At 44.3% G+C, this 25,335-nt stretch carries 9 protein-coding genes; 5 read left to right on the top strand and 4 right to left on the bottom strand.

What is annotated here, in order from left to right; translation table 11 throughout:
- The first annotated feature begins 106 nt into the window (after positions 1-106).
- The 5 genes from QOL41_RS00635 (at position 107) to QOL41_RS00615 (ending at position 20,976) form a co-directional block, all read left to right on the top strand.
- The gene (locus QOL41_RS00635) at positions 107-415 is read left to right on the top strand and encodes a DUF3467 domain-containing protein (RefSeq protein WP_283428237.1); all 309 of its coding nucleotides are present in this window, start codon (positions 107-109) and stop codon (positions 413-415) included.
- A 292-nt stretch (positions 416-707) separates the two neighbouring features.
- Positions 708-1,850, top strand: coding sequence for an FISUMP domain-containing protein (locus QOL41_RS00630; protein WP_283428236.1), 1,143 nt, complete (start codon positions 708-710; stop codon positions 1,848-1,850).
- Between the two features lie 69 nt (positions 1,851-1,919).
- A complete protein-coding gene (locus tag QOL41_RS00625) occupies positions 1,920-16,847 on the top strand; it encodes a calcium-binding protein (RefSeq protein WP_283428235.1) in 14,928 nt (4,975 codons plus the stop codon).
- A gap of 13 nt (positions 16,848-16,860) precedes the next feature.
- On the top strand, positions 16,861-19,026 hold the full coding sequence (locus tag QOL41_RS00620) for a hypothetical protein (RefSeq protein ID WP_283428234.1): 2,166 nt from the start codon (positions 16,861-16,863) through the stop codon (positions 19,024-19,026).
- Positions 19,027-19,029: 3 nt separating this feature from the next.
- Positions 19,030-20,976, top strand: a complete 1,947-nt coding sequence (locus QOL41_RS00615) for a preprotein translocase subunit SecA (protein WP_283428233.1) — start codon at positions 19,030-19,032, stop codon at positions 20,974-20,976.
- 34 nt (positions 20,977-21,010) lie between these two features.
- On the opposite strand, the gene QOL41_RS00610 is transcribed toward QOL41_RS00615, so the two are convergent.
- The 4 genes from QOL41_RS00610 to QOL41_RS00595 are packed head-to-tail and all read right to left on the bottom strand — an operon-like array spanning position 21,011 to position 25,284.
- The gene (locus QOL41_RS00610; protein WP_283428232.1) at positions 21,011-22,021 is read right to left on the bottom strand and encodes a rhomboid family intramembrane serine protease; all 1,011 of its coding nucleotides are present in this window, start codon (positions 22,019-22,021) and stop codon (positions 21,011-21,013) included.
- An 8-nt stretch (positions 22,022-22,029) separates the two neighbouring features.
- Positions 22,030-23,568, bottom strand: coding sequence for a CehA/McbA family metallohydrolase domain-containing protein (locus QOL41_RS00605; RefSeq protein WP_283428231.1), 1,539 nt, complete (start codon positions 23,566-23,568; stop codon positions 22,030-22,032).
- Positions 23,568-24,371, bottom strand: a complete 804-nt coding sequence (locus tag QOL41_RS00600; RefSeq protein ID WP_283428230.1) for a hypothetical protein — start codon at positions 24,369-24,371, stop codon at positions 23,568-23,570. The genes QOL41_RS00605 and QOL41_RS00600 overlap by 1 nt, the downstream gene beginning before the upstream one ends.
- Before the next feature lie 58 nt (positions 24,372-24,429).
- Entirely contained in the window at positions 24,430-25,284 is an 855-nt protein-coding gene (locus QOL41_RS00595; protein ID WP_283428229.1) for an outer membrane protein assembly factor BamD, read from the bottom strand.
- Positions 25,285-25,335 lie beyond the last annotated feature (51 nt).

The raw sequence follows: 25,335 nt of genomic DNA, 5'->3' as shown, positions 1-25,335 counted from the left end.
ACACGTTGTATAAGTTTTTTATAATAATTTGTTCTATGTCTTTTTGTTAAATTTACTGGCGTGTTTTGGGGAGTGCTGTTTTTACAACTTTTTGGAGGCTTTCCTTATGGCAGAAAATACGAACGAAAAGACTGAATCCGTTGCTCAGCCCGAAGTGGTTTGGAACGATTCTAACATGAAGAGTCTTTACGTAAATGCGACCAACGTGTTGGGCGGCCGCGAAGAACTCATGATCCTTTTGGGCCTTAACCAGGCTTGGAACAACAAGCAAGAAAAGGTGCAGGTCGATATCGCCGAACGCGTGGTAATGACCCCGTACACCGCAAAGCGCCTTGCCATTATGCTTGCCGCAACCCTCAAGGCATACGAAGCCAAGTTCGGTCAGATTGATATTGGTCTCCAGAAGAAAGACTAATTCCCGCGATTTTTTGTAGCATTTTTTCCCTTGAAAAGTAAAAGTCCAGCCCGCAGGGCTGGCTTTTTTTTGGTAAAAAACTTTTTTCTTTAGCGATGGTATCAAAAAAATAAGTTTGAGTGGCCGAATTTTATCAAAAAAACGAGACGTAAGTAATTTGTATTAAAACGGAATATAAAAGTACAGACAAAGTACGTTTTTTTGATATAAAGTTTCCACTTTTGGTAACTTTTTACTATTTTTAGGTTTGGTTAGAAGTGTTTGGTGGGATTTTTATAACCGGAGGTCTTCTGTGAAGATTTTTAACGCTTTGGCTTTGTCCATTCTCCTGGCCCTGCTCGCAGCATGTGGCGATGAATCTAGTAGCTCCGCTCCCGATCCAATCGGTGAAATCTCGTCGAGTAGCAATGACGACAACGGTTCTTCGGGTAAAGATAAAGACGCATCTTCGTCTTCACAGAAAGATTCTAAAAAATCTAGTTCCTCGGCTGCAGAAAAGAATTCTTCTAGTTCCGTAAGCGGCAAGAATAGTAGCTCGAGTGTCCCAAATCCTGTAAGCTCTAGTGAAGAATCTTTTTCAGGAACACCATGTGAAAAAGATGAAGAAGGGTATACTGTGTTTATTTCACAGGAACAGGTGAAATATATCTGTCAAAATGGATTTTGGATACCGATGTCTTCTAGCTCTGTTGTGCAACAATCCAGTAGTAGCAAATATTATGACATGAGTAGACAGTTTAATGCCAAACTCAGCTATGGTGAATTTACTGATCCGCGCGATAATCATGTATATAAAACGATTCGTCTATATGACGATGTTACTGATACACTCACGTTTTTTGCGGAAAATCTGAATTTTGGTAAGATGATTTCTGGTGGAAATCAACAAGGTGATTCGACCAAATATTGTTACGATGACGATCCCTGGTATTGTGAAAATGGGTGGGGTGGGCTTTATACCTGGGCTACCGCTATGGGTTTCCCCGCTGTTTGTGATTCTTCTCAACTGGGAAGTGAAAAATGCCCGAATACGACGGATGAGTCTAGGAATACTCTTGTACCAAATAATTCGGAGTATGTTGTCCACCGGGGAATTTGCCCGGAAGGCTGGCACATTATGAATCAGGGGGAGTGGGTGGCTGCTATTAATGGGCATGGGGCGATGAATGGTAGTCAATATCTTAGTTCGGAGGTTTGGAATGGAATCATGGAAAATCCGAGAGGTTTTTCTCTTTTGCCGGCAGGTTCATATGATTTTACAAATGGCCGGTTTGAAAGAATTATGGAATATGGGTATTATTGGATTCCAAGAGAATATTCTGATGAACCTGAATTTTTAGGAAGTTGCACCTTTGTTGCGCATAGTTCGTTTAATAGATATGCAGAATTCGAAAAAAAAGGTGCACTTTCTATTCGTTGCGTAAAGGATTATTAATCCTTTAGTGTTATCCGTTAATTTTAAACAAAAACCGGGCTGTGTTTAAATAGCCCATTGGGAGTTATTATGTCCAAGAAGAACGTCAAAAAAAACAAGAAAAATTCTACTCGCAAGAACTACAAAATCGAAGCTCTTGAGCCGCGTTTGATGATGGATGCGTCCGCGGATAATTGGTTGGCCGAAAATGCCCTAACTCAATCAACGCAGATGAATTCTTTTGTTGATAATATTTGTGCTAGTTCTGCGGCAGGAGAAAATGATGTTTTCGAAGGTGTAAAGAAAATTGATGGAGATAAGATTGAATCTGTAAAAATTAAGGATTTGATTGGTGCCCAAAGTATGGCATCTAGTTTGAAGTTTGGAAATGATTTTAAAAATATACATAATTATATTGAAAATTGTGTTGAAGAATGTCGTAAAGATGCATGTGCTACAGAATGCCTAGCTTATCAAAATGCGGAAATCATTTATGAAGCTCTCTTGAAGTCTTCGAAATCAACGCCAGAAGAAATTAAGGCTGCCAAAGACGCTAAGGATGCTTCCTGGCAAATTTATCAGAATAAACTAAAAACAGCCGTGGTTACGACGGATGATTTGTATACAAAACTGACTGATGCAAGAACCAAACCGGTAAACACTTCGTTTGCCAAGGATGGTAATGGGGCTATTGTTGTTGAATTTTCAGGAAACAAAACCTCTGTTGAACAAAGTCTGAATAGTAAGATTGTTCCAGAAGTAAGTGAAGAAACCCTTTTGGATGTAAAGTTTGAAGATAGCTATGTTCAGGAAAATCGTTATAAGTGGTCGTTTAAGATTGATGGTGATGTAAATAATGGTATTGAACAACAATTTACCGCTGCAACAGCGTTGCATTTTAAGCAGGATCAAGGTTCTGGTAAAAATGATGCGAAATTAGGAACATTGGGCTTGTTGTCTAAAGCGGATACAGATGAAACTTTACCTGATTTTTCTGTTGTAGGCTCGTTTGTTGGTGGACAAAATATAACACCGAAATACGAGAAGGCTTATAATGTTGATTTGAATTTCGCTTTAGATAATACGAATGGCTTGCTGGATAATAATCTGACACTCAATAGCCCGTCGGACTTGTGCTTGAACGGCGTAGGAATTTCGTCGTTATCCAATGCTTCATGGGGGGCAAATGATGATTTGATGTCGAAGATAAAGCATATTCAAATGGGAAATGTGCTTAATTTATTAAATGATATGTCTTATACTTTGATACAAAAGGCAATTAATAATGAAGATCTCTTAAAACAAAAAGAGCTTGATGGGTTAAGTGGTGCAAAAGGTTTGTTGGATCAAAAATCGTCGACTTTAATCGATATATCGGCGATGTTTGACCCCATTATAAAAAATCCTCCTGCCACGCTACAGGAATTATTAATCCGTTTAAAGTCAATCTCGGATTTATGGTATACTGCAAATAATCTACCGGTGGTTTCTGTAGAAGCCTCTATTTTGAAAGCTGCAGATGGTAGCTTGAGTTTGAAAATACCGTTCTTGCTTTTTTCGGGAAAATCTTCGGAAGTGAGTTTGTCTACTGATTTTTTGAATAAAATAATAGATTCTAATAAAAATGGATATTATGCTGGAATTTCTCAGCTGGATGCAGTAAAAAAGAATTCGTTGGCATTTGATAATACCACCGTATTAGAATTTGATGTGAATGTTGCCTTAACGAATACTTCGAAAACAGTTTTTGATTCTAGTTCAAAGTTAAAGGATGTTTTGTATTTTAATGCAGAAGAAAATATTAATCGCTTAAGTAAATCTTTCGCTGTTCTTGCTGAAGATGAATTGTCATCTGAAGTTGCATCGTGCTTTTCTGAAAATGTTGATATATTGTTGAAAGCTCCTGACGGAACAGAGAAAACGATTTCCTATTCAAAAGGATCATTTGTCGAAAATGAAATTCTGAATAATGATATTGTTGCGAAACTAACGTCATTGGGGATTGTTGCAAGTGGCGTTTCTGATGAAAACCATGTTGCCATAATGATTGATCCTGCAAATATGGTGCAAATGAACATTTTGCATGGTGTTAGTAGAGAAATTGGTGTTGTTGGACAGCGATCTTTTGAAAATGCTTATTGCATTAATTTAAATACTTCGACTGGGTTTACAATAGATGGCAAATCCTATGTGGTTGGCTCAAATGATTTTAATATGAAAATGAGAGAATTGGGTTGCCAAGCGGTGTATATTAGGCGTGATGATGCTGCAACTCCAGTGAATTATGTTGTAATTACGAATTGCAGTGGTCACTTGACTCGGTTTGGTGGTGGTGCAAACCTGAAAACGATGATTTTGTATCGTAGCGAAACGAATGAACTTTTGGATAAAACACTTTTGTCAAAAGATTTTACATTAAAGATAAATTTGACAAAAGCCGTTTATGATGTCAATACAAAAACAAATGTTAATGTAATCTCCGTTTCGTTTAAGACCTCTGATTTTTCAACGTGTTCTTCAAGTGAAGATGTTGCGCGAGTTATCAATAAGAAATTGTCTGAATATCGTGTTGGTTCTAAGACTGGTGATGAACAATCCATTTATGCCGAGATTGTTGATGGGGTAAATGGAGTCACGTTGATAAAAAAACTGGCTTTTAGATGTGCTGATCAGTCAATTAATGTTGCTCTATCTGAAGATGTTGTTGGCTTTAAGAAAAATGTGATTGTTAATTCGTCATCTGATTGCATTCGACTTAAGTTTACGACAGGAGAAATATATGATGTAGATTTGTATTATGATTTGAATGAAAAACTGGTAGATAATTCGAATAAAGATTTGACTGTTGACGATTTGCTCAAAATTATTCAGGCAAATATTAAAAAGAAATATGGGAACGATGTAATAATTGAGAATGATTCATTTAAGGATTTGGAATCGGTTGAAGACTTAAATGGTTTTATGCTGGCGACAGCCCTGGGACTTACGGAAAACCGAAAATATGTAAAGCCTGAAACTAGTTTATCAAAAGTTTCGTTGGGTATGGCTCATGTGATTCATGGTAATGTTGATGTTCATGCTAATATGGGCTTGTTTGGAGTAGATTGTTCTGGTGATATCAACTATGTATCTTTTTATACAAATGTTGCCACTGATTGGAATGATTTCTTGAATGGAAAACATGAAACATGGACTTATGGTGTTGATCCATTTAATCATTTTACGGACAAGTCTCAATTAAATAAGATTAAAGTGTCTTTGTCGCAGGGAATGGGGGGTGGAAATCTTTCTTTAGGTGAAATTCGACTTCTGAATGCAACAAATAGCTGGAATGGTAATTTCATTGCGAGCAACTTAGTTTCCGTTTTGGAAGGTTATGGACAGACGATGCAGATGTCTGATGTCGTTTTGTCGGTATCGGATAAATTGACTAAATTTCTTTCCAGTAAAATTGTTGATAATGAATTCCTGAAAAAGAATATCCCGCTGTTAGGTAAATCTGCGACGGACGTTTTGGGAATTTATGCAAAGGTTTCTGAACTGATCAGTGAATTGCAACGTAACACTCCGGCCACGTTACAAGAATTGAGTGCTCGCTTAGAAAATGCGCTTGGTGCAAAACTGGCATTCTCCATAGAACAAACGGGTATAAAAGTCTCTTTTGATTGGACGAAAGATGTTGGTGGTAATAAAGTTGCCATAGGCAGCTTGGCTTTGGGATCCGATAAGGTTTATGTGGGGGGTAATGCTGAAGCATATTTAAATGGTAATGTTCATGTTATATTGGATATGATTGTTAAACCGTCAAGAAATGTTGGTGGATCTCTTTTTGATGTTGAAATCAAGGATACTTCTTCGGTTGATTTTAAAGTTTACATGAAGGGAAACCCGCTTAAGTTTGATTTGTCGGTGTCTGGTGGTGGACTAAGTGCATCGCTGTTGAAGGTCGTGAGCACAAATGATAAGCCGAGTTATTTGAATATGATGGCTCACATGAAACTCGATTTTAATTTGAAAGACGATAAATTTGTCTTAGATAATACGACTGATTTTAGAGTTGGTGGCGAATTACATGTTGAATGTGCTGGGCTGAATATAGGCTCGGTTAAACTTGGCGTGTATGGCGACGATGCGTCGACTATTGAATGTTGGGATGGAAATGAGGGAAATCAATCTGGGTCTTTTGAAATCTCGCGTTTAACGGATATCAATGTTGTATGTAATAGACTTGGTTTGGCAAGTGACCAATCTAAAGAAAAAAAAGGTAATCTTGTTTTAAACCTTGATACGGCGAATATTGATTTTGAAAAGTTCTCGTTTTTCCAAAAATTGAGACTTGTCGCAGATGGTTTAGGTTCTGTTTTGCGCAAGGCTCAACTTGGTGTGAGTAACACATTTGTTTCTGATTCGATTCGCAAAATTCCGATGGTTGGAGATGCAATTGTTGCTGGTGCGGATTGCTTGACAGAATTAGATTCGAAGTTTATTGAACCATTCCGAAAGTATGTTTATGGAGATCACGAATTAGATGCGGGTATAGTTGCTGAATACCTATACGATATGTTGTCTAATGCAGGTTTGCTGAAGAATTTAGATAAATGTAGTGAATCTAGTAAGATTGCTTGGGCGGGCACTGTATTTGATAAATATTTCACGCGAGATGAAAATAATGGTGTTGTTCAGTACAATTATGATGCTCAAAAAGAATGTGCTGAATGGCGCGTTTGTATTGGGGGCGAATATACATTAAATGCAAATGGTGATTTTGATATAGGCTTTTCTGGGTTGGGTTTAAGAGGTGAAGGCGGTGTAGAAACAAAATTTGAATGGAAATGGAATATTGGCTTTGGTATTTCGAAAACCGAAGGCGCTTATATTCTTCTTTCAAATGGAACCGATGTCGATGATTCTGCAAAAAAGATAAAAGCGGATGGATTTAAGGTAAAGGCTGAGAAAGATGGCGATCCTGACATTATGACCGGTGACGATATTGAGCTTACGTTGACAATTACGCCAACTGCTATAGCTAATGCCTCGCTTGGTTTTTTGAAGGCGGGTGTTAATGTATCGTCAAATGCGCAAACTTTGCGCTTGGGTGTTGATTTAAATGATGGTAAGAATGGTTCTGATAGTTTGGTGAATGATAAACTTACCGACAAAGGTAAGGATCCCAAAATTAAGATTTCCGATTTGGGCAAGGCTCTTTCTGTTGAAGCGAATCTTACTGGAAAAGTAGAATTTGTTGCTCATTTGACGTTGGGACTAGATACAACGGCTGCTAATGTCTCGATAGGTTTCCCTGAACTTGGTGCTGATTTCGAAATGAAGTGGAGCGCTAAATATGGTGATATTGCTGGTGAGTTAGAATCGCTTGGCTTTAAGAACATTTACTTAGATACGGGCAGTTTTGCCAAAAGGGTTCTTGAACCGATGCTGGGAAAAATTAAGAAGGTTGTAGAACCCTTGCAACCGCTTATTGATTTTTTACAGATGGAAATTCCAGTTATCAATAAATTGCCTATTGGGGCAAAGCATATAAAAATGCTGGATATTGTAAAGTCGTTTGCCAAGGGTAAAGTTGATTTGGGCTTCCTAGATGATGTCGTCCAAATTAGTAATTTGATATCTAATTATTCGAGTCTGAAACTGGATAAAATTCAAATTGGACAATTAATGCTTGCGTCAGCGGGCAATTCGGGCGATATTAATGCGATTAGTGGTGTGACGGGTTTTGATGTCTCGTCATTGTTAAATAATTCAAAGATCTTTACAAAAGACGCTGGTTATGATAATCAGCTGAAACAAGAGCAAGAAAAAGCTGAAAAGTTTTTCGGAAAAAATAATGGTACATATGGCTGGGCGTTCCCAATTATTCAGAGTCCAGCAGAACAAGTTATTAAGTTGCTGCTTGGTCAACATGCAGACCTTGTGACCTATAGAATGCAACCGCTTGTCTTTGAAACGCAATGGGGTAAGAATTTCCCCATTGTCGGACCGCTCTGTGCCGATATTGGCTTTAATTTCGGTGCTGATATCCAGCTTGCCTTTGGTTATGATACCTTAGGATTTGAAAATTGGAAAGATAGTCACTTCAAGGATTTCTGGGCCTTGATGGATGGCTTCTATATAAATGATTATGATGAAAATGGCGTTGATATTGCTGAAGTTATATTCCATTCTGGAATTACGGCTGGCGCAAGTGTTGGTGGTATTGCAGGGATCAATGTCGGTGTTGATTTGGATCTGAATTTGAATTTTGATGATCCCAATAATGATGGCAAGATTCGTTTGCAGGAATTGGCTCGCAATCTTTCACTGAACCCGTTGACAATTTTTGATGCCTCTGTAACGATGGAAATTGAGGCTTTTGCTTACATTAATTACTTTATTGGCAGTAAAAAATTTGATTTGTGGAAGAGTGGTGCTATAGAGCTGTTCAATACGGACCGCGGAGATGCAGATGAACCGGTTTTGACAACGGAACAGAATGGTGATATATATATCAATATCGGTGATTATGCGGCAAAAAGAAATAAGGGTGATTTAAGTGATAATGCTGATTCGGTAACGATTAAAGTTAAATCGGCAACGTCATTTGATGTTACCTATAATGGCAAAACACAATCTGTTACAATTGGGGAAAACTGTAGTCTTTATATTTATGCCGGTGAACATAATGATGTTATAAAATTTGAAACGGAAAATAGTGCCGTTGCTAAGTTTAATATCATTATCGATGGTGGAACTGGCGATGATGAAATCGATTTAAGCAAGGTTACTTTAAATGATTCTTGTATTGCTGTTGTAATTGGTGGCTTAGGTGCTGATATTATTTATGGTGCAAGTGGACGTAATTTCTTGTTTGGAGAAACGGTGCTTCCGTTGCAATATAAAAAGGATGATCAGGAGAAAATAGGAGATGTTCTTTGCGCTGAGTCTTACCCTGACGATGGCTCTGCAGAAATCAACAAGATTGTTGCAAATGGAACCAAGAAAAATGTGATTTTCGGTGGTGCTGGCAGCGATATAATTGTTGGTGGTTTGGGGGCAGACGTTATCTTTGGCGATGGTGGCCGGTATATCAATGGCATTGCGGATAGATATGATATATTTGAAAATGGCGGCGATGATATAATATATGGTCGTTCGGGTGAAGATTATATCATGGGTGGTGCCGGAGATGATACCATTTGTGGTGGCAACGATAGAGATTACATTTTCGGAGGCCTCGGGAAGGATTTGATTTCGGGAGGGGCTGGTGATGATGAAATTGATGCTGGGGATGGTGTAGATGTTGTCTTTGGCGACGCGCTTCCGCAGGGCATCAATGACCTTATCAAAAAGACCTTCCGGACAGGATACATTCCAGAAACATTGAGGACGGGTTTGTCGTTTAATAGTGTTTCTATAGCGCCCCAAAATATAAGTTCTTTCTCTTATACAGAAGCTGCTGTTTCGCAGTTTGGTAACGATGTGATTTATGGCGGCGACGGCTCAGATGTTATCTTTGGTGATAATGGACAAAATAATGGTGATAATGGTGGAAATGATAGAATTTACGGTGGCTCAGGAAATGATTTGATTGATGGTGATGCCGGAAACGACTATGTTGATGGTGGCATTGGCGAAGATGTGATTTATGGTGGCCAAGGCGACGATACTCTTGATGGCGGCGCCGATAACGATATTGTTTTCGGCGATGATGGCTTCAATGGAAAAAATGGTAACGGAAATTCGGATCTTTTCGTAGGTCGGCCCACCGATGATAATCAGAACAAAACATTTGGGCAAAGTATAAGCAAATTTGCCAGAGAGTTCGGATATACTGCGTTTACAAAAGCTGTGGACAAGGGTGGAAACGATATCATTATGGCCGGAAACGGCAGTGATATTGTTGACGGACAGAGTGGTGAAGACACATACAAAGTCAAGATGATGGATAATGGAAACTTGGCTTACACCAATGTGATGGATTCTGGTGAAAATGATAAACAAGATTCCATGATTATTGATGGTACAGTCAATGCGGATGATTTCTTGATTCGTGCGTCAACGGAAAATCTTGGCTTTGTAGCGAAATTACCATCGCAAAAGGATGCTCAAATTCAACGAGTCAATTTCTGGAAAAAAGACGATGCTTATTATGGAATTGAAAATATTTCGTTGAATGCTGGTGCCGGTAACGATAATATTGCTATTGATGGAACGTTGTCTACGATTTCTATTGATGCTGGTGCAGGCAATGATTACATTACAGTTGGTCAAATGTTCAATTCCGTCCGTGAAAGTGGCGATGTGAATAGTAATGTATTGCCGAAGGATTCTTTTGAAACCACGAAAACCACTAAGGGATATTTAAGCAATGGTGTTGAACATTCCACGTCGATTGTTGGTGGTGAGGGTAATGATACCTTCAACCTGCTCCATAATACGGCCGCCATTTCGCTTGCTGGTGGTGCTGGTAAAGATACGTTCAATGTGGCGCTGTTCCAAGAAGTATATGATGATGGAACCAAATCAATTATTGAAAATGGTCCAGTTACTTTGATTGGTGGAGCAGATACTGATAAGATGAGCATTATTGGCAGTGATGGTGATGATACTTTCGTGCTTTCTCAGGGAAAAGTTCTCGGTAATGGAATTGACATCTTGTCCGTAAGCATTGAGAATAAGAATGTTTATGGTGGCGATGGTGATGATTCTTTCTATGTGCTTGATTCTGTAGAAAATGAAGTGACCAAGCTGTACGGAAATAAGGGAAATGATAGTTTCTACAATGGTGGTGCTGGAACGGCTGAAGTTCCTGATATTACTGCAAACAGCAAAAATTCTGATCCGAATGCAATTGGTGTTGATTTTTACAGTGCCGATGGAAAAAATAAACTAGAACTTGCCAAGAGTACTCTTGATGAAGATGGTGTAAGCAAGACTGTTTATAAGATTAAACTGGATAAGGCGCCGAAGGCTGGTGAAATTGTTTCTGTAACGATTTTTGCTCCTGGTGAGACCTCTGAAGCCTTAGAACGTGGTGATCGTGGAATTTGGCTTGCTTATAACAATGCAGATGGTGTGGAATGCTATTGCAAGTCTATAACTTATAAATTTGCGGCTAGTGCTGATAACTCTAATAATGTGCTAGCATGGAATTCCCTTGCCGATGTAAAATTAGTTGCTTTTGGCGACAGTGCTCGTGAAGGTGATGATTACTTCTCGCTGTTGCATAATGTGACGATTGAATCAACATCAACAGATGCCGCAGGGGATAATACGCTTTCTAATTTGAAAGATTGTAAAAATGCCTTGATCTTCTTTAATGAGTTGGATAATTCAAATGACTTTACGAACCAGTTCTCTGTAACAGATGAATATTTGCTGACGAGCACTGATGTTGCGAATAAGTCGTTGACTTGTTATTTGAAGGCTCTGCCTGAAGAAAAAGACATTGTGGCATGGCTCATGCATGATGGCTCGCCTGTTTCGATTCCCGTAAGTGAATTGAAGAGAATCAAAGCCAACAATGGGTTGGTTGTAAATTGTGAAACAATGCCGATCAATGATGTTGATGAAAGTGGAAATCCTACGGTATCTACAGCTTGTTGGCCTGTTGGAACGAAATTCTATTTCAATTACAAATCAGATGTGGTTTATGTTGAAGAATCGAGTGTTGTTCAAATGGCAAATAGTACAGATGGCATGACAGCTCATCTGATATATGTTCCGTTTGATAAATCCATAGGACAATATGATGAAGAAAATGCGTGCGTGATTATTCCAAAAATGCAACGCAATAATGTTGGTAACTATAGCTATTATTATGAAACCGCTGGTACTCAAATAATTATCTGTAGCGTGAGTACAGGTAAACCGATACAGATAAATGGTAATTTGTACTTGGCATGGACAGAACATGAAAATCCCACATCTGTTACAATTAAAGATGAATTAGATTCTTATAAGGAATCTTCAATTCAAGAGATCAAGGATCGTCTCACAGATGATACCATTGCTGATATCAAGGGGCCCATGTATGAAGATGGTGCTGGAAAGGAGGCTTCCCTCGGCGATCATGATCTTCTGATGATTCATTATGGTGAAATACCTGATTATACGGAAGGTAGTGAAGATGAACAGAATGGTATTAACAATGCTGATCAGAAGGCTCGCAAAGCTGCTGAAGAAGAGGCTGCCAAGTTCGATGAAGGCAATAGTAAGGATCGTATCTTTGTAAACAATCGTAATAATACTAAGGCCGGTGTAAAAAATGATTTGGACGCGATGTCCATCAAGGTTAAAAATTCTGCAACAACGGATGAAGTTGTCTTAGAAGCTAATGCAGAATGGCTTGATTCCGATAAGCATTCTCTGCGCTTGGATCATAAGGATGCGGGTGCTTCAGTCACGAATCAGTTTAATATCGGCAACATGGAATACGCCGAAATTAATCTGGGACAGGGCATAGACAACGTTGATGTCCACAAAACGATTTATCGTGAAGATGACTTCCAGACCTTTACTGTGGTGAATAGCGGTAAGGGTGGCGATACAGTCAATGTGCATAGCTATGCCGAAGAAAAGTCCGATAAGATTGCGACATTGAAAAATCTGTCTGCGACGAACTATAATGGCTCTATAAAGAACGTTGTTGCGTACAATGTGTCTGGCTTAACTTTCTGTGAAGGCAAGTCTGCGGCTACATTGACTAGTATCAAGAATGCCAATGCTACGGCTGAAAACAATGACCTGATTGATAGAAATAGGGTCTTCTTGAATGTCGAATTTTCTGATGGTACGCTTCAACGTCGTGAAGTTGTGCTGGATGAGTACGATGTTACGAAGATGCTTTTGCTCAAGCGTGGATTGACGCCTGTGGCAGATGGAGTTTCTATCGTATCGATATATTTGGCTAATGGTTATCAGGGGGATGGTTTGCTTGTCGTGAACGCCCAAAGTGGTGATGATACCATTAACGCTATGGGTGACAATGATGCCGATGGCAAGTCCAAGGTGACTCGCGAAGGCATGGTTGTGATTGGCGGAACAGGTAACGATACACTCAAGGTCAATACGAATGTAATTGCCTTTGGTGATCGTGGTCAAGTGATTTACGAGAATGAAAAGGGTGAGGTTGTTACTCGCCTAGGCTCGCTGGATGTGGATTCGTCTATTACCAAAGATGATGTCTTGGACCAGTACGATTACACGACTCCTTCGGCAAAGACTCAAAAAGTCAATGGACAAGACGTTGCTGTTACCAACTACTTCCAGACGGATGGTGTGGTACGTGACCCCAAGTATATCCATTCTGTAAGTGAAAAGGTTGGCGGAACTGATGTAATTATCGCCAATGGCGATAGGAATGTGGTTCTTGGCGGTGCCGGTGCCGATACTATTACCCTGAATGGTTCTGATAACGTTGCTGTTGGCGATAATGGCGAAGTCAAGTTTGCTAATAGTGATGTGGTCAAGAATGCTTCTGGCGATGTGGTTAACCATGTTTATGGTGATTCGACCAAGACTTACCTGAACTATGTGCAGTCGACATTTGATACAGAAGGTGATAAGGACACGATTACAACAAAGGACGGAAAGAATGTTGTAATTGGCGGTACCGCTTCTGACAAGATTGCTACTGGCGATGGTAATGATATTATCATCGGTGATGGTGGCGAAGCTTATGTGGACCGCAATCGTGAAGCTCTCTTGGTGAGCAACCAGGGCCGTAATCTTGATGGTAATAGCGCTGGTTCCGATGTCATTAAGACTAGCGGTGGCGACAACGTTATCTTTGGTGGCTTAAATTCTCAGTCTAGAGATTTTGATTTTGTCAAAAATGAGGAATCTGGAAAGTGGGAAACAACTTCTGTTGCCAAGAATAACGAAGACCTGATTGTGTCTGGTTCTGGTAAGGATGTTGTATTCGGCGATAATGCTTACGCAACATTCAAGGGTAATTCTTCGATGGCTAATGGCATGGAAAATATGCCCACCATCTACAGCGAAGCAACTCTCAGTTTCAATTTCCAGGGCCCTGCACAGAATGGTATCGGTGCTAACGAAAAGGCCGGTACTGATGATTATGCAATTAGAACTCTAAATAAAGAAACTAATCGTGTAGAAGAGACTACCGAACATGCTGGTTTGCATGTTGGAAACTGGAACAACATTAAGGGCCATGAAGCAGGTACTTATGGTGATAACGACGATGAAATCGTGCTGTTCGACAATGGTTCTCGCGCAAGTGCTGTAAGCGTGACTTACGGTGCAAGCGAAGATCATCGCGTTAATACGACTGATGGTGATCAGATTCGCTTGCATGGCTACACCCAGGAAGGTAGATTCTACGCTTCTAATTCGGGTGACTACAACTTGATGAAGAGTGGCCTCGACACTAGCGGAAACAACGCTCGCAATGTGCTCCTCACCCAGGTAGATGGCTTGAACCAGTACTTCACGGATTACGACGTAGTGGTCTATCTGGATATGGTTCGAGAAAATTCTTGGGCTCATGACAGCGTTCGCGTAGTGACCCTCTATAGGGATTACGTTGAAAATGGTGTAGCTCGCAGCGAATGGGTTGAGTCTTACTATGTCAACGATCCTGAAGACAATTCCTTCAATGGAAAATGGGTTGTTGCTACGGCTACATCTGCTAAGGATGCCAAGAAGAGAGATAAGAATGGTCATCTTGTTGAACAGGCCAATTGCGTTATCTTTAAGAACATTTCAGGTGACCGATTCCATGTGGAAATTACCGATGGTGATGGCGAAAATGGCTACAACAACGGTAAGGACCGTGCAGGTATCGCGGGTATCCAGGTCAAGGGCCGCTTGCACAAGCAAGACGTAGCCGCCTCTACCGATATTGTCCATGGTGGCAACGATAACATTAACACGCAGGGTGGTGATGACGTTGTTGTTGGCGGTACCGGAGCTGACAAGATTAGAACCTTCGGCGACGATCGTTACGGAATTTATGATAACGATGTGGTGTATGGTGACAACGCGAAGATGGTGTTCACCGATCGCGATAGTAACCTTGATACTGCATCTACTATATCGTATGCAGAATCGATTGCATCGAAGAATCTGTCTGCCAATTATAATGACTCGATTATGACTGGCGACGGTAACGATGTTGTCGTGGGTGGTTCCGGCACCGATAAGATTGATTCGGGTGCAACGGCTCAGGCCGATGAAAAGCTCGATGGACTCGAAGTGTTCTCCTTGAACTTTACGGATGTCTCGTCGAATCAATCTACTCTCATTTCGAAGGGCGAGGCTGCTGGCGTTGTGGCCGATAACGATTGGCATAATGCATATCTCTATAACGGCCAGTCCCGTGTCCATGAAGTGGATCGTAACAATGATGAAGACACCGAAAAGGCTTTGCAGAAGATTACCTTCCAGTACGATTGTTATGGCAATACCAGTGCTCCGACTGAAGTGACGAATGCTTCGATGGATGCCGACACTGGTAACAATAAGATGATGATGAATTATGTCGGTGGACATAATCAGGATTCTCTGACGGTGCGCCTGAATAACATTCCTGAAAAGTTCACTGCGAACAAGTACGATGTTTATGTCTATATCGATGGCATTAACAACGATAGTGATGCACACGGCTATGTGTTCAAGATTACTGGGCCTAAAGGAAAGACCTATTACTTGAACGACTGGAGTGGCAACAGATTCGACGGTGAATTCAAGGAAGTGACTTGCACCGAATACAACAGGGATATGTTCAAGGATGGCGTTACGCCCAGTGTGGAAATGATCGGCAACTATGTGGTATTCCGTGATGTCGATTCGAAGGAATTTACGGTAACGCTTGAGTGCTTCGAAACGACTTATGGTACTCAGAGACGCAATGACCTGCCTGTGATTTCTGCGGTGCAGCTTGTTGCTGGTGCAAACCGTAAGGCCGACATTGCTGTTGGTGGCGACCATGACAAGGACTTTGTTGTGGGTGATGACGCTACGCTCCACTTTGATTTGGATATCCCGTTTGCGGGCGACGAATCAATTGGTGACTACCAGAACCGTTTGGTTTCTGCTAAGTCTACATCTGTGAGCGGTTCTGCTAATTCCGATAAGATTTGGACGGGCAAGGATCGTGACGTTGTGATTGGCGGTGAAGGTAACGACCAGATTGATGCAGGCGCTGGTGACGATGTTGTCATTGGTAACACGGTGAAAAACGTGTACGTTGAACATAATAACCCGGTTGGCGTGTTCCGCCCGAATGTGAATATTGTTTTGGAAGACAATGATTACAATGTGGCTGAACCCAGACCGTATCTCGACGGACAAGGTGGCAACAAGGATCAGATTCGTTCGATGGTTCAGGGCGGTCAGATTGAGGGCATTAAGCTTGATAACCAGAATACGGGTTATGACACTGTTTACGGAGGCAACAATAACAAGGACCTCGTATTCATCAATGGCCATACCGAGTGGGGTAATCTTGCAAAAGAAATGACCTCGGATTCCTTCTTTGGTGTCCAAAAGGACGATGTCCATGCTTTGCCGACTCCGCCCGCACCTGCTGAAGTTGATCCGGTGAGTGGCAATGAAGAACCGACTGGTACGGACCAGCCAATCAGTGGCGGGGACGATCCGGTAACGGGCAATGAAGATCCGATAACTGGCAACGAAGATCCGCAGAATGAAGTCGATTATTCTGAAACGATTATCAGTCCGGTTGCATTTGCCGATTTGAAGCTTGATGCAAACAAAAAAGTAAAGCTTGTATTTGAGACTTATCCTCAATTCAATGACCATATTGCCAATTTGCACTTGTATTTCACGGGTAAGAATGGCAAGATGTTCGACGATGTAACCGTTGAGCTTTACTCTCATGGAAGGTTGTACCGCTACGATGTCGGTGGCAATTATTGGGTCGGCGTCGATGTGCAAGATCGCATTGATGGCGATTCCGCCTACGGTGATGGCAATTGCGTCTTGTATATCGTCAGTGAAAAAGAAACGGCCTTCACGCTATCTATCGGCGAATAACAAAATCTAACCCATGGTTCTCGATCAACAGCGCAAAATTTTCCACGAATCTTGGTACCGCCTTGCGGAGAGCAAGATTGCTCTCCGGGCGAGTGTCCAGGTCCACCGCCAGGTTTACCGGGGGGTGGTGTGGTATGTTCTTTATGAACCGTTTACAAACAAGTTTTACCGTTTGCCGCAAGGGGCGTACGAATTTGTTTCGCGCCTGAGCGTAAACAAGACGGTAGGCGAGGTGTGGAACGGTATGCTCAACTCTGCTACGGGCGAAATCCCGGGGCAGGGCGAAGTCATAGAGATGCTTGCGCAGTTGTATCAGTCGAATATGCTTATGTACGATGGAATCGAAGATGGCGCAAAGCTGTTTGAACGTAACCAAAAGCAAAACCGCAAAAAGGTAAAGGCGTCGCTCTTGAACATCTTCTTTTTGAAGGTGCCCTTGGTCGACCCCGATGCCCTTTTGAACAAGTTGCGCTGGCTAATTTCTTGCCTTATCAGCAAGCCGTTTGCCTTGGTGTGGCTTTTGACGGTGATTGTGGCTGCCAAGTATGGTGTCGAAAATTTTGACGCCCTCAAAGACAGTACGCAAGGCTTTTTGTCTCCATCGAACATTGGCTGGGTTTACGTGTGTACGGTGTTCGTCAAGCTTTTGCACGAATTCGGGCACGCGAGTGTAGTCAAGCGTTACGGCGGCGAGGTGCATACGCTAGGCGTTATGTTCATGCTGCTTGTTCCGCTCCCGTATGTAGATGCCACGGCAAGCTGGTCGTTCCGAGATAAATCGAAACGTATGCTGGTGGGTGCCGCGGGTATGCTCACGGAATTCTTTATTGCATCTATTGCTTTGATTATTTGGGCGAATCTGGGTGGTGGCATTTTAAAGAACCTGGCGTACAACGTCATTATCATGGCGTCTGTGTCGACGGTGCTCTTTAACATTAACCCCCTGATGCGCTTTGACGGTTATTACATGCTCACGGACTTGCTGGATATGCCCAATTTGCAGCAACGATCCGTTCAGCATTTAAAGTATTTGTTGGAACGCTATATCTTCTTTAAGCGCGATGCCGAACCTGTCGCCGAAACTTGGAGCGAAAGGGTTGTCTATTTCTTTTACGGCATTTGCAGTTCCGTTTACAGAATCTTCTTGTTTACGGGATTCATTGTGGCGATTTCTCAGCATTACCTGTTGCTTTCGTTCTTTATGGGTATACTGCTGTGCTTGACCATGGTGATTATGCCGGTGGGGCGCTTTCTCAAGTATATCTTTGCAAGCCCGGGACTTGCCTTGGTGCGTTCTCGCGCAGTGATTTTGACGATCCTGTTCTTTGCCAGTGTACTTTTGTTCTTGTTTAACGTGCCTGTGCCCGATACGTTTAAGGCTCCGGGTGTAATAGAGGCGCGCACTTACGAGAATGTAATCGTGGGTGAGAGTGGTGTTGTCGAAGGTATTTACCATTATGCTGGCGCTGTGCACAAGGGTGATACGCTTATGCAACTTAAAAATCAAGAACTGGAAAACCAGCTCGAAGAAAAGCGGGCCCAGCTGCGCGAGACAACCATGTCGTATTATCAGGCACTTGAAGATGCTCCCGAAAACATGATGCCGCTTGAAAAACGAATAGGTGCGCTCAAGCAAGAGTTGGAAAAACTCGAAGAGGATCGCATCAATCTCACGGTAATCGCCTCTATCGATGGAATTTGGGATATCAAGGACTTGGATAGCTACAAGGGCAGATTCATGCACCAGGGCGATTCAATCGGGCTTTTGCTCGATACAAGTGCGTTTGATTTTGTGGCGGTAGTTAGCCAAGAAGAAGGTTCTAGGCTTTTTGCTGACAAGCCGCGCACGGTGTCGATTCGCTTGAATGGCGATGCCTTTGTCGAAATTCAGGTTGAAAATATTATGGCAATTCCTGCGGCAAGTGACCACTTGCCCTCGGCGGCACTCGGCTGGCTTGCTGGTGGCGAAGTCGAAACTCGCATGAGCAATGCGCAAAATGGCGAACAGACGGTGGAACCGGTCTATATTGTGCGCGCACAGATGAGCAACAATTTGCCTGCCGGGTTCAAATACCACGGCCGTACGGGTAAAATCAGGTTTGACTTGGGCGAAACGCCGCTTGCCATACAAGGAATTCGCAAAGTGCGTCAGGCTTTGCAAAAGTATTACAGGATGTAAATCGTGAACCTGACGGACAACTATCGTCTGACGACTTGTAAGCAAGTGAAAAAGATCCCCACGGGGCTCGATGCGCTGGTTTACCGTATGGTAGGGCGCTTTAAGGGCCGCCATGGTGTTCTGGTTCGCCAGCTGAAAGATGCTGCCAAAATCGATAAGGAAAGTCTGGAATACAGCAAACTTAGCGATTCTCAGCTCAAAAGTCGCATGAAGGAAATCCGTCAGCAGTTACGGTGCCGCTTTAAAAAAGAAACCTTGCTGACCGCTTTCGCCTTGGTTCAGGAATCGGTCAAGCGTACGCTAGGCTATAGGCCGTATATTGAACAACTTGCCGGTGCGCTTGCCTTGTACCGGGGCTACATTGCTGAAATGTCGACGGGCGAGGGCAAGACGGTGACGGCAGCCATGTGCGCCACAGTGCGCGGCTGGAGCGAACGCCCTTGCCACGTGATTACGGCAAACGATTACCTGGCAGCACGCGATGCCGAAATCATGGAACCGCTTTATTCTTTTTGCGGTGTGACGGTGGGTGCTGTTACTGGTGCCATGAAACCCAAGGAACGCCGCGCAGGCTACGAAGCCGATGTCACGTATTCTACGGCGAAAGAGGTGTTGGCCGACTTTTTGCGCGATCGCATTGCCATGGGGCGCTACCAGAGTTTTGCCAAGCGTTTGGCGAATGGGTCTTTGCTGAATTTTGAACAGATGGCGCAGAACTTGGTGCAGCGCGGGCTTTGTACGGCGATTGTCGACGAAGCCGACAACGTGCTGATTGACGAGGCGGTGACTCCGCTCATTATTTCGAGCGAAAAAGAAAACGCGAATTTCAATGAATCGTGCAAAATCGCCTACTCCATTTCGACAAAGCTGAAGCGCGATGTCGACTACACGGTAGATTTTAGAAACCGCACGGTTCGATTTATTGTAGACCTTGAAGAACGCCTCGAAGATATGCAAGAGGCAACGGTGTTTTCTCGCGCCGGGTTCCTCAAAGATTTGGTGCGCCAGGCTCTTGTGGCACGCGAACTTTTTGAACAGGGCCGCCATTACGTTGTCGAAGAAGGCAAGGTGGTGATTGTCGACGAATCGACGGGTCGTAAAATGCCTATGCGTTCTTGGAACGGTGGGCTCCACCAGATGATTGAAATCAAGGAAAATCTGGAACTTTCGGGCCTTAAGGAAACGCAGGCCCGCATGAGTTTCCAGCGCTTCTTTAGATTGTACAAGAATTTCTCGGGCATGACAGGTACTGGCAAAGAGGCTGCCGCCGAATTCTGGACGATTTACGGGGCCGCGGTGGTGTGCATTCCGAATCATCGCAAGAGCAAGCGCAAGATTTCGCACCTCAAGACGTTTACTTCTAAAGAATCCAAGCGCCGCGCCATCGTGAAAGAGGTGGTTCGCCTGCATGCAAAAGGGCGGCCGATTCTGATAGGCACCAAGGATATCGACGAAAGCGAAATCTTGGGCAAGAGTATCGAAAACGAAGGTCTGCACTGTCGCATTATCAATGCCGTGCGCAGTGACGAAGAGGCGGCCATTATTGCCGACGCTGGAAAGTTTGGAGCCATTACGGTGGCGACCAATATGGCGGGGCGCGGTACCGACATCAAGATTCCGGATAGCGTGAAAAAGCTGGGTGGCCTGCATGTGATTGCAACCGAATGCAATCCGTCTTCTAGAATTGACCGCCAGCTGTTTGGACGTTCGGCTCGCCAGGGTGACCCGGGTAGCGTTAGCCATTATGCGTCTTTCGAAGACGATGTTTTGCGTCGTAATTTGCCGAATTCCATGGCGACTTTATTCAAGCACATGGGCCCGCTTTCTGCGCTTTCGGTAAAGTGGGCGCAGCAGCGCGCGGGGCGCAAGGCTTACAAAAGCCGCCTGTCGGTGCAACGCACCGACACTTGGCTCGAAGATTCTTTGGGCTTTAGCGACGGCGGCGTTTAACCCATTTGTCTTTCCCGACTCGATCGGGAATCTCCTATAAGGCTAATTTCCAGCTGATTAGGTATAGCGCGTAGTAAACGAGCAGGCCGACTCCGTCGGCGGTAGCAAGCGGCGTTCCCCAACGGAGCGCTTTTTTGCTGGGGATGAATCCGCAGAACAGTCCGGCAATAAATCCGTAGGCATGTCCTAGAATGTCGGCGTTCTCGCCGAGTCCAAGGAACACGGCGAGCGATGTCGCGCCGCAGAGCGGCGCGAACCTGCGAAGCAGGCCGTGCGTTTCCTTGGGCATGAGCCTAAATTCAATCACAGAAAGACAACCGATTGCGGCAAATACAAAGGTCGAAAACCCGAGCGAACGGAAACTTGTCTGTACGGTCAAGGAAACGCACAGGTTCGCGATTGCTGACGCAATCGCGATAAACGGCGCGAGCCGCAAAAGCGGTATGCGGAAGGTAATCATGTTCATCACGATGTAGCCGCATATTAAATTCGAGGCCAAGTGCCTTACATCGCCATGCAATGTTTGCGCAGTCAGCGAACGCCACCATTCGCCCTTAAGAACTTTTGCCGCGTCCGAAATGCCTGGCGTATGCAGGTTCATGGCGTCTGTAAAATCAATCAGCGTGACAATCAAGGGCGCAAGCAAAACCCAGAGCGGCTGCAGGCTAAAGCTCAAGGGAATCGGCGGGTTTTCTTCTTTGGGCGGATTCTCTTTGCGGTAAAGAGCCAGTTGTTCTTGTGCTCGCGCCTCGTGCTCGGGCAGAACAAAAATCAAAAAGGGGCCTTCAATGCTGCGCAAAAGCCGGTGAGAAATTCCCTGCGACAAAAGCACCAAGCTGTCATCGCGAATCTGGCGGAACGTGCCTTCGGACACGCAGACGATTTCAGGATACTCCGGTTCCTGATTCTCGGGCTCTTGTCCGTTTGAAGATTCTTCGCTTGCGTTTGGCGTCGGCGTTATGGATTGTACTTGCAAGCCTTCTTTAGGTATATCAGAAGGAGAACGCATGTAGCGGGGGCGCATGGGCGACATAAAGCGTGGCATGGTTCCTCCTAAAGTACGGCGGCCGAGGTCATGGCAAACTTGCCTGTCGCGGTTTCGCATTCGGCGCGCAGGTAGGCAAAGTTGTCGTTGTTGACGGTAAGGTCAGTATTTGCGCGGGCGGCTACGACGCTTTCGATGCACAAGGATTCTTCTTTGGCGAGCTTGCCATTTGCAGAGCGCTTGCGGCCGAAAATGCGAATGTAGCGGAAGGCTCCGCCAAAATCTTGCGTATTGCGGGCATGGAATGTCACGGTCTTTTCGCCGCGTTCCCACCAGAGAGCCGGGCCATCGGTAATGTAGCAGTTATCGCCCGCGAACGCCTCGTTGAGCGATTTCAGCGAAAGAGCGTCTCTCTCGTCTAACTTTACAACTGTGCGGACTTTCCCGAAAACATGCTCTTTGCTATTCCCGAGCGAAATCAGCGGCATGCTCACGAAGGTCGTTTCGTTCAAGTCGCCATGCGCATCGTTTCCGCCAATGGGCAGCAAGTAATTGCCTTTGCCAAGTTCTTCGATCCACCATTCACGCCCGAGCTTAAAGCCCTCATCGCGAATGCCGTTCCAGAACTGGATTCCGCGAATCTTGTGGGCGGCGTCCAGATTCAAGTCTTTATGACTCCAGTAGCCGCGGCGGAAAAAAAATTTCTCGAGGTAGCCCATGGGCTGCATCGGGTGTGCGGCAAAGCAATGCGCCTTCGTCATTTCCAAGAGCTTGGGAATCTTGAAAGTCGGCTTGTTGTCGAGCCAATTGCGCCCGCAGTCGCCGAGCCCGGGCAAATAGCCTTCGGGGCCGAGGGCGGTCATGTGCACGTTTTCGCCCTTGGAATTGCCAGCCGAAACTTCTTCGCCCGCAATCATGAGCGGCATGTCGTCGGCTTCGTTCAGTTTTCGGACTTCTTCGCGCAGAGCATCAAAGCGGGTGAGCGGTGTGTCGGCTTCTTTGGTATAGTCTTCTGTGGTGTAGGCAAAGTCGTAGGCGTGGTCGGTGCAACTTACAAAATCGAGCCCGACGGCTTTGGCCGCCTGTTGCATTACTTCGGGCGAGGCGCCGTGTTCTACGTGGTCTGCCGAGTAGTGTGTATGACAATGCATTTCGCCCGCGACAAATCCCGGAGCCTTAGGCGGTTCTTCGGCAAGCACGTGAATCTTGAGCGGCTTGGGCTTTAATCCTGGGTAATTCCAGCGGGTGAAAACTTTAGTTGCGGTGCGTTCACCGTCTTCGCTGATTCGCTGTGCGTAAATCTTGCAGTCCAGTTCATGAACGCCAGGCTCTAAGTGTCCGAGTTTAATCGGGTAAAAGCCAAATTGCTCCTTCGCTTGTATCTGTAAATCAAAGGTCTTGCCGTTGATTTCCGCCTTCTCAATAAGCGTCGGGAACCGATGCGCGTCGCGGACCACCACCCATAAAGTAGGTTCTACGCCTGGCACAAACTGGAACGGCGCGTCCACCAAAATTTCGGGCCACGGCTTGTACAGCAGCGACCACGGGAGTTTAAACTTGAAATGCGTCTCGGCGTAATGCAACTTTTCGCCCGGAATAAAGCTCATTATTCCTCCGGCTTGTCGTCATCATCGTCTTTATCTTCTTTAGGTTCCGGCTCGTTCCAGAGCCCAAAACCAATGCGCACTTGCATGGTGAGTCCACCAATGTTCCACTTGGCTTTTTCATCGGGGCCGTCGGGGACAATGTGCGAAAATTTCTTTTCTGATTCAACCTTAATGCTGCTGAATCCAATGTCGCCGTAAATGTTGAAGTTTTTCCAGTTGGCAATCAGGTAGCCAAGGCTTACGCCAAAGCCTGCGCCAAGGAGAGGCGTCTTTGCTTCGAGCCCGCCCCAGGTGGTGTAAATTTCGGTGCCGGGCAGTACCCAGTACCAGCGCACGGCAATGCTGAACAGGCTTGCGCCCGAAAGGCTCATAAAGTTGCGCGGAATGCCGAGTCTGTATTCCAAAAAGAGCGGCACGCCTTGAATGGTGTAGCTGTAGTTGTGCGTGCGGTTTTTGCGGTCGGTTAGCACCACCGATTCGTTGTCGTAAATAAAGCTAACGCCCGCGCTAATAAAGTTGTCTTTGAAAAGCTGGTATTGGAGCCCTGCCGTAATCGGGAAACAGAAGTTCACTTTCTGAAAGTCCTGCTTAGCCACACTCAGCGATTCGCTTTCGTTTACGGCATCTTCCCTAAAGCTGCGGTAGAGCGTGTCGATGGCGTTCTGAAAGTATTCGCGTTCAGGAAAATCCAAAAAAGAAACGGCAGGCTGCAGAAAGATTGAAAGTCTGGAACGGTCGCGGGTCGAAGTCTCTTCGGCGGCCATCGCAGATGCGGCAAAAATCGCCACAAGGAGTATGCTCAACAAACCTTTCGTCTTTCTTCTCTCTAAGTTCTAAGCTCTACCGACTAAGTTCTGACAATTAGTTCTGCATTTCTCGGTCTTCCTTGAAGAATCTCTTCTTCTGGGAATCCTTTTTCATGCGCTTGGCAAAAGCAATTTCGGCCTTGTCGATGCTCTTTTCGGTCTTTTCGATTTGCTTTTGAATGTCCTTGTCGTCGGGCGAGGCCTCGTTGCGAGCAATGTTCAGGTAAAGCTTAGCCGTTTCGAACTGGTCGAGTTCGTTGTAAGCCTGTGCAATTTGGAACAGGGCTTCGGTGCGGCGCTTGCTCTTGGGGTAGGTTTCCAGGAATTCCTTGAAATAAATCACGGCGGCCTGGTACTTGTCCATGCGCAGGTAAAGTCTTGCGGTCTGGTATTCCTTTTCGGCCCTGCGTTCAATGAGCAGGTTATAGTAGTAGTTCACCGAGTCGCGCAGCGGAGAACTCGGGTAGTTCGACAGGTAGCGTTCGAAATCCTTCATGGCGACCGTCGTGTTCGCTTCGTCGCGGCTTACGCGGAATTCCATGTTGAAAGACGAAATAGCCTTGCGGAATTCGGCGGTTTCGATAAACGGAGAACCCGGGAAGTTCAGAATAAAGCTGCCGTATTCGCCACGGGCTTCGATCCAGTCTTCGGTGTTAAAGAAACTTTCTGCCATCAAGAACTGAGCTTGTTCCATATAGCCTGTACCGGCGCATGTCGAAAGAATGTCTTCGAGTTTTTCAATAGCGCGGCTGTATTTTTCTTTCTTATAAAGTTCCTGTGCTTTATCAAAACGAATCTTGCACCATTCGGTGTGCTTCATCTTGGGCTGGTTGGTTGTTGCGCAACCTACCAAAAAAGCGGTTCCGGCTAAAATGCAAAAGAATAAGGGAATCTTTTTGAACAGGTTCATTTTTTTTCTTTGGTTAATTCTAATTTTACCCCCGTAAAGTAGAAAATTTTG

This window comes from Fibrobacter sp. UWB10 (assembly GCF_900182935.1).
GTDB lineage: Bacteria > Fibrobacterota > Fibrobacteria > Fibrobacterales > Fibrobacteraceae > Fibrobacter > Fibrobacter succinogenes_O.
The sequence above is the reverse complement of the archived record's forward strand: the minus strand, read 5'-3'. Positions and strand labels throughout refer to the sequence as shown.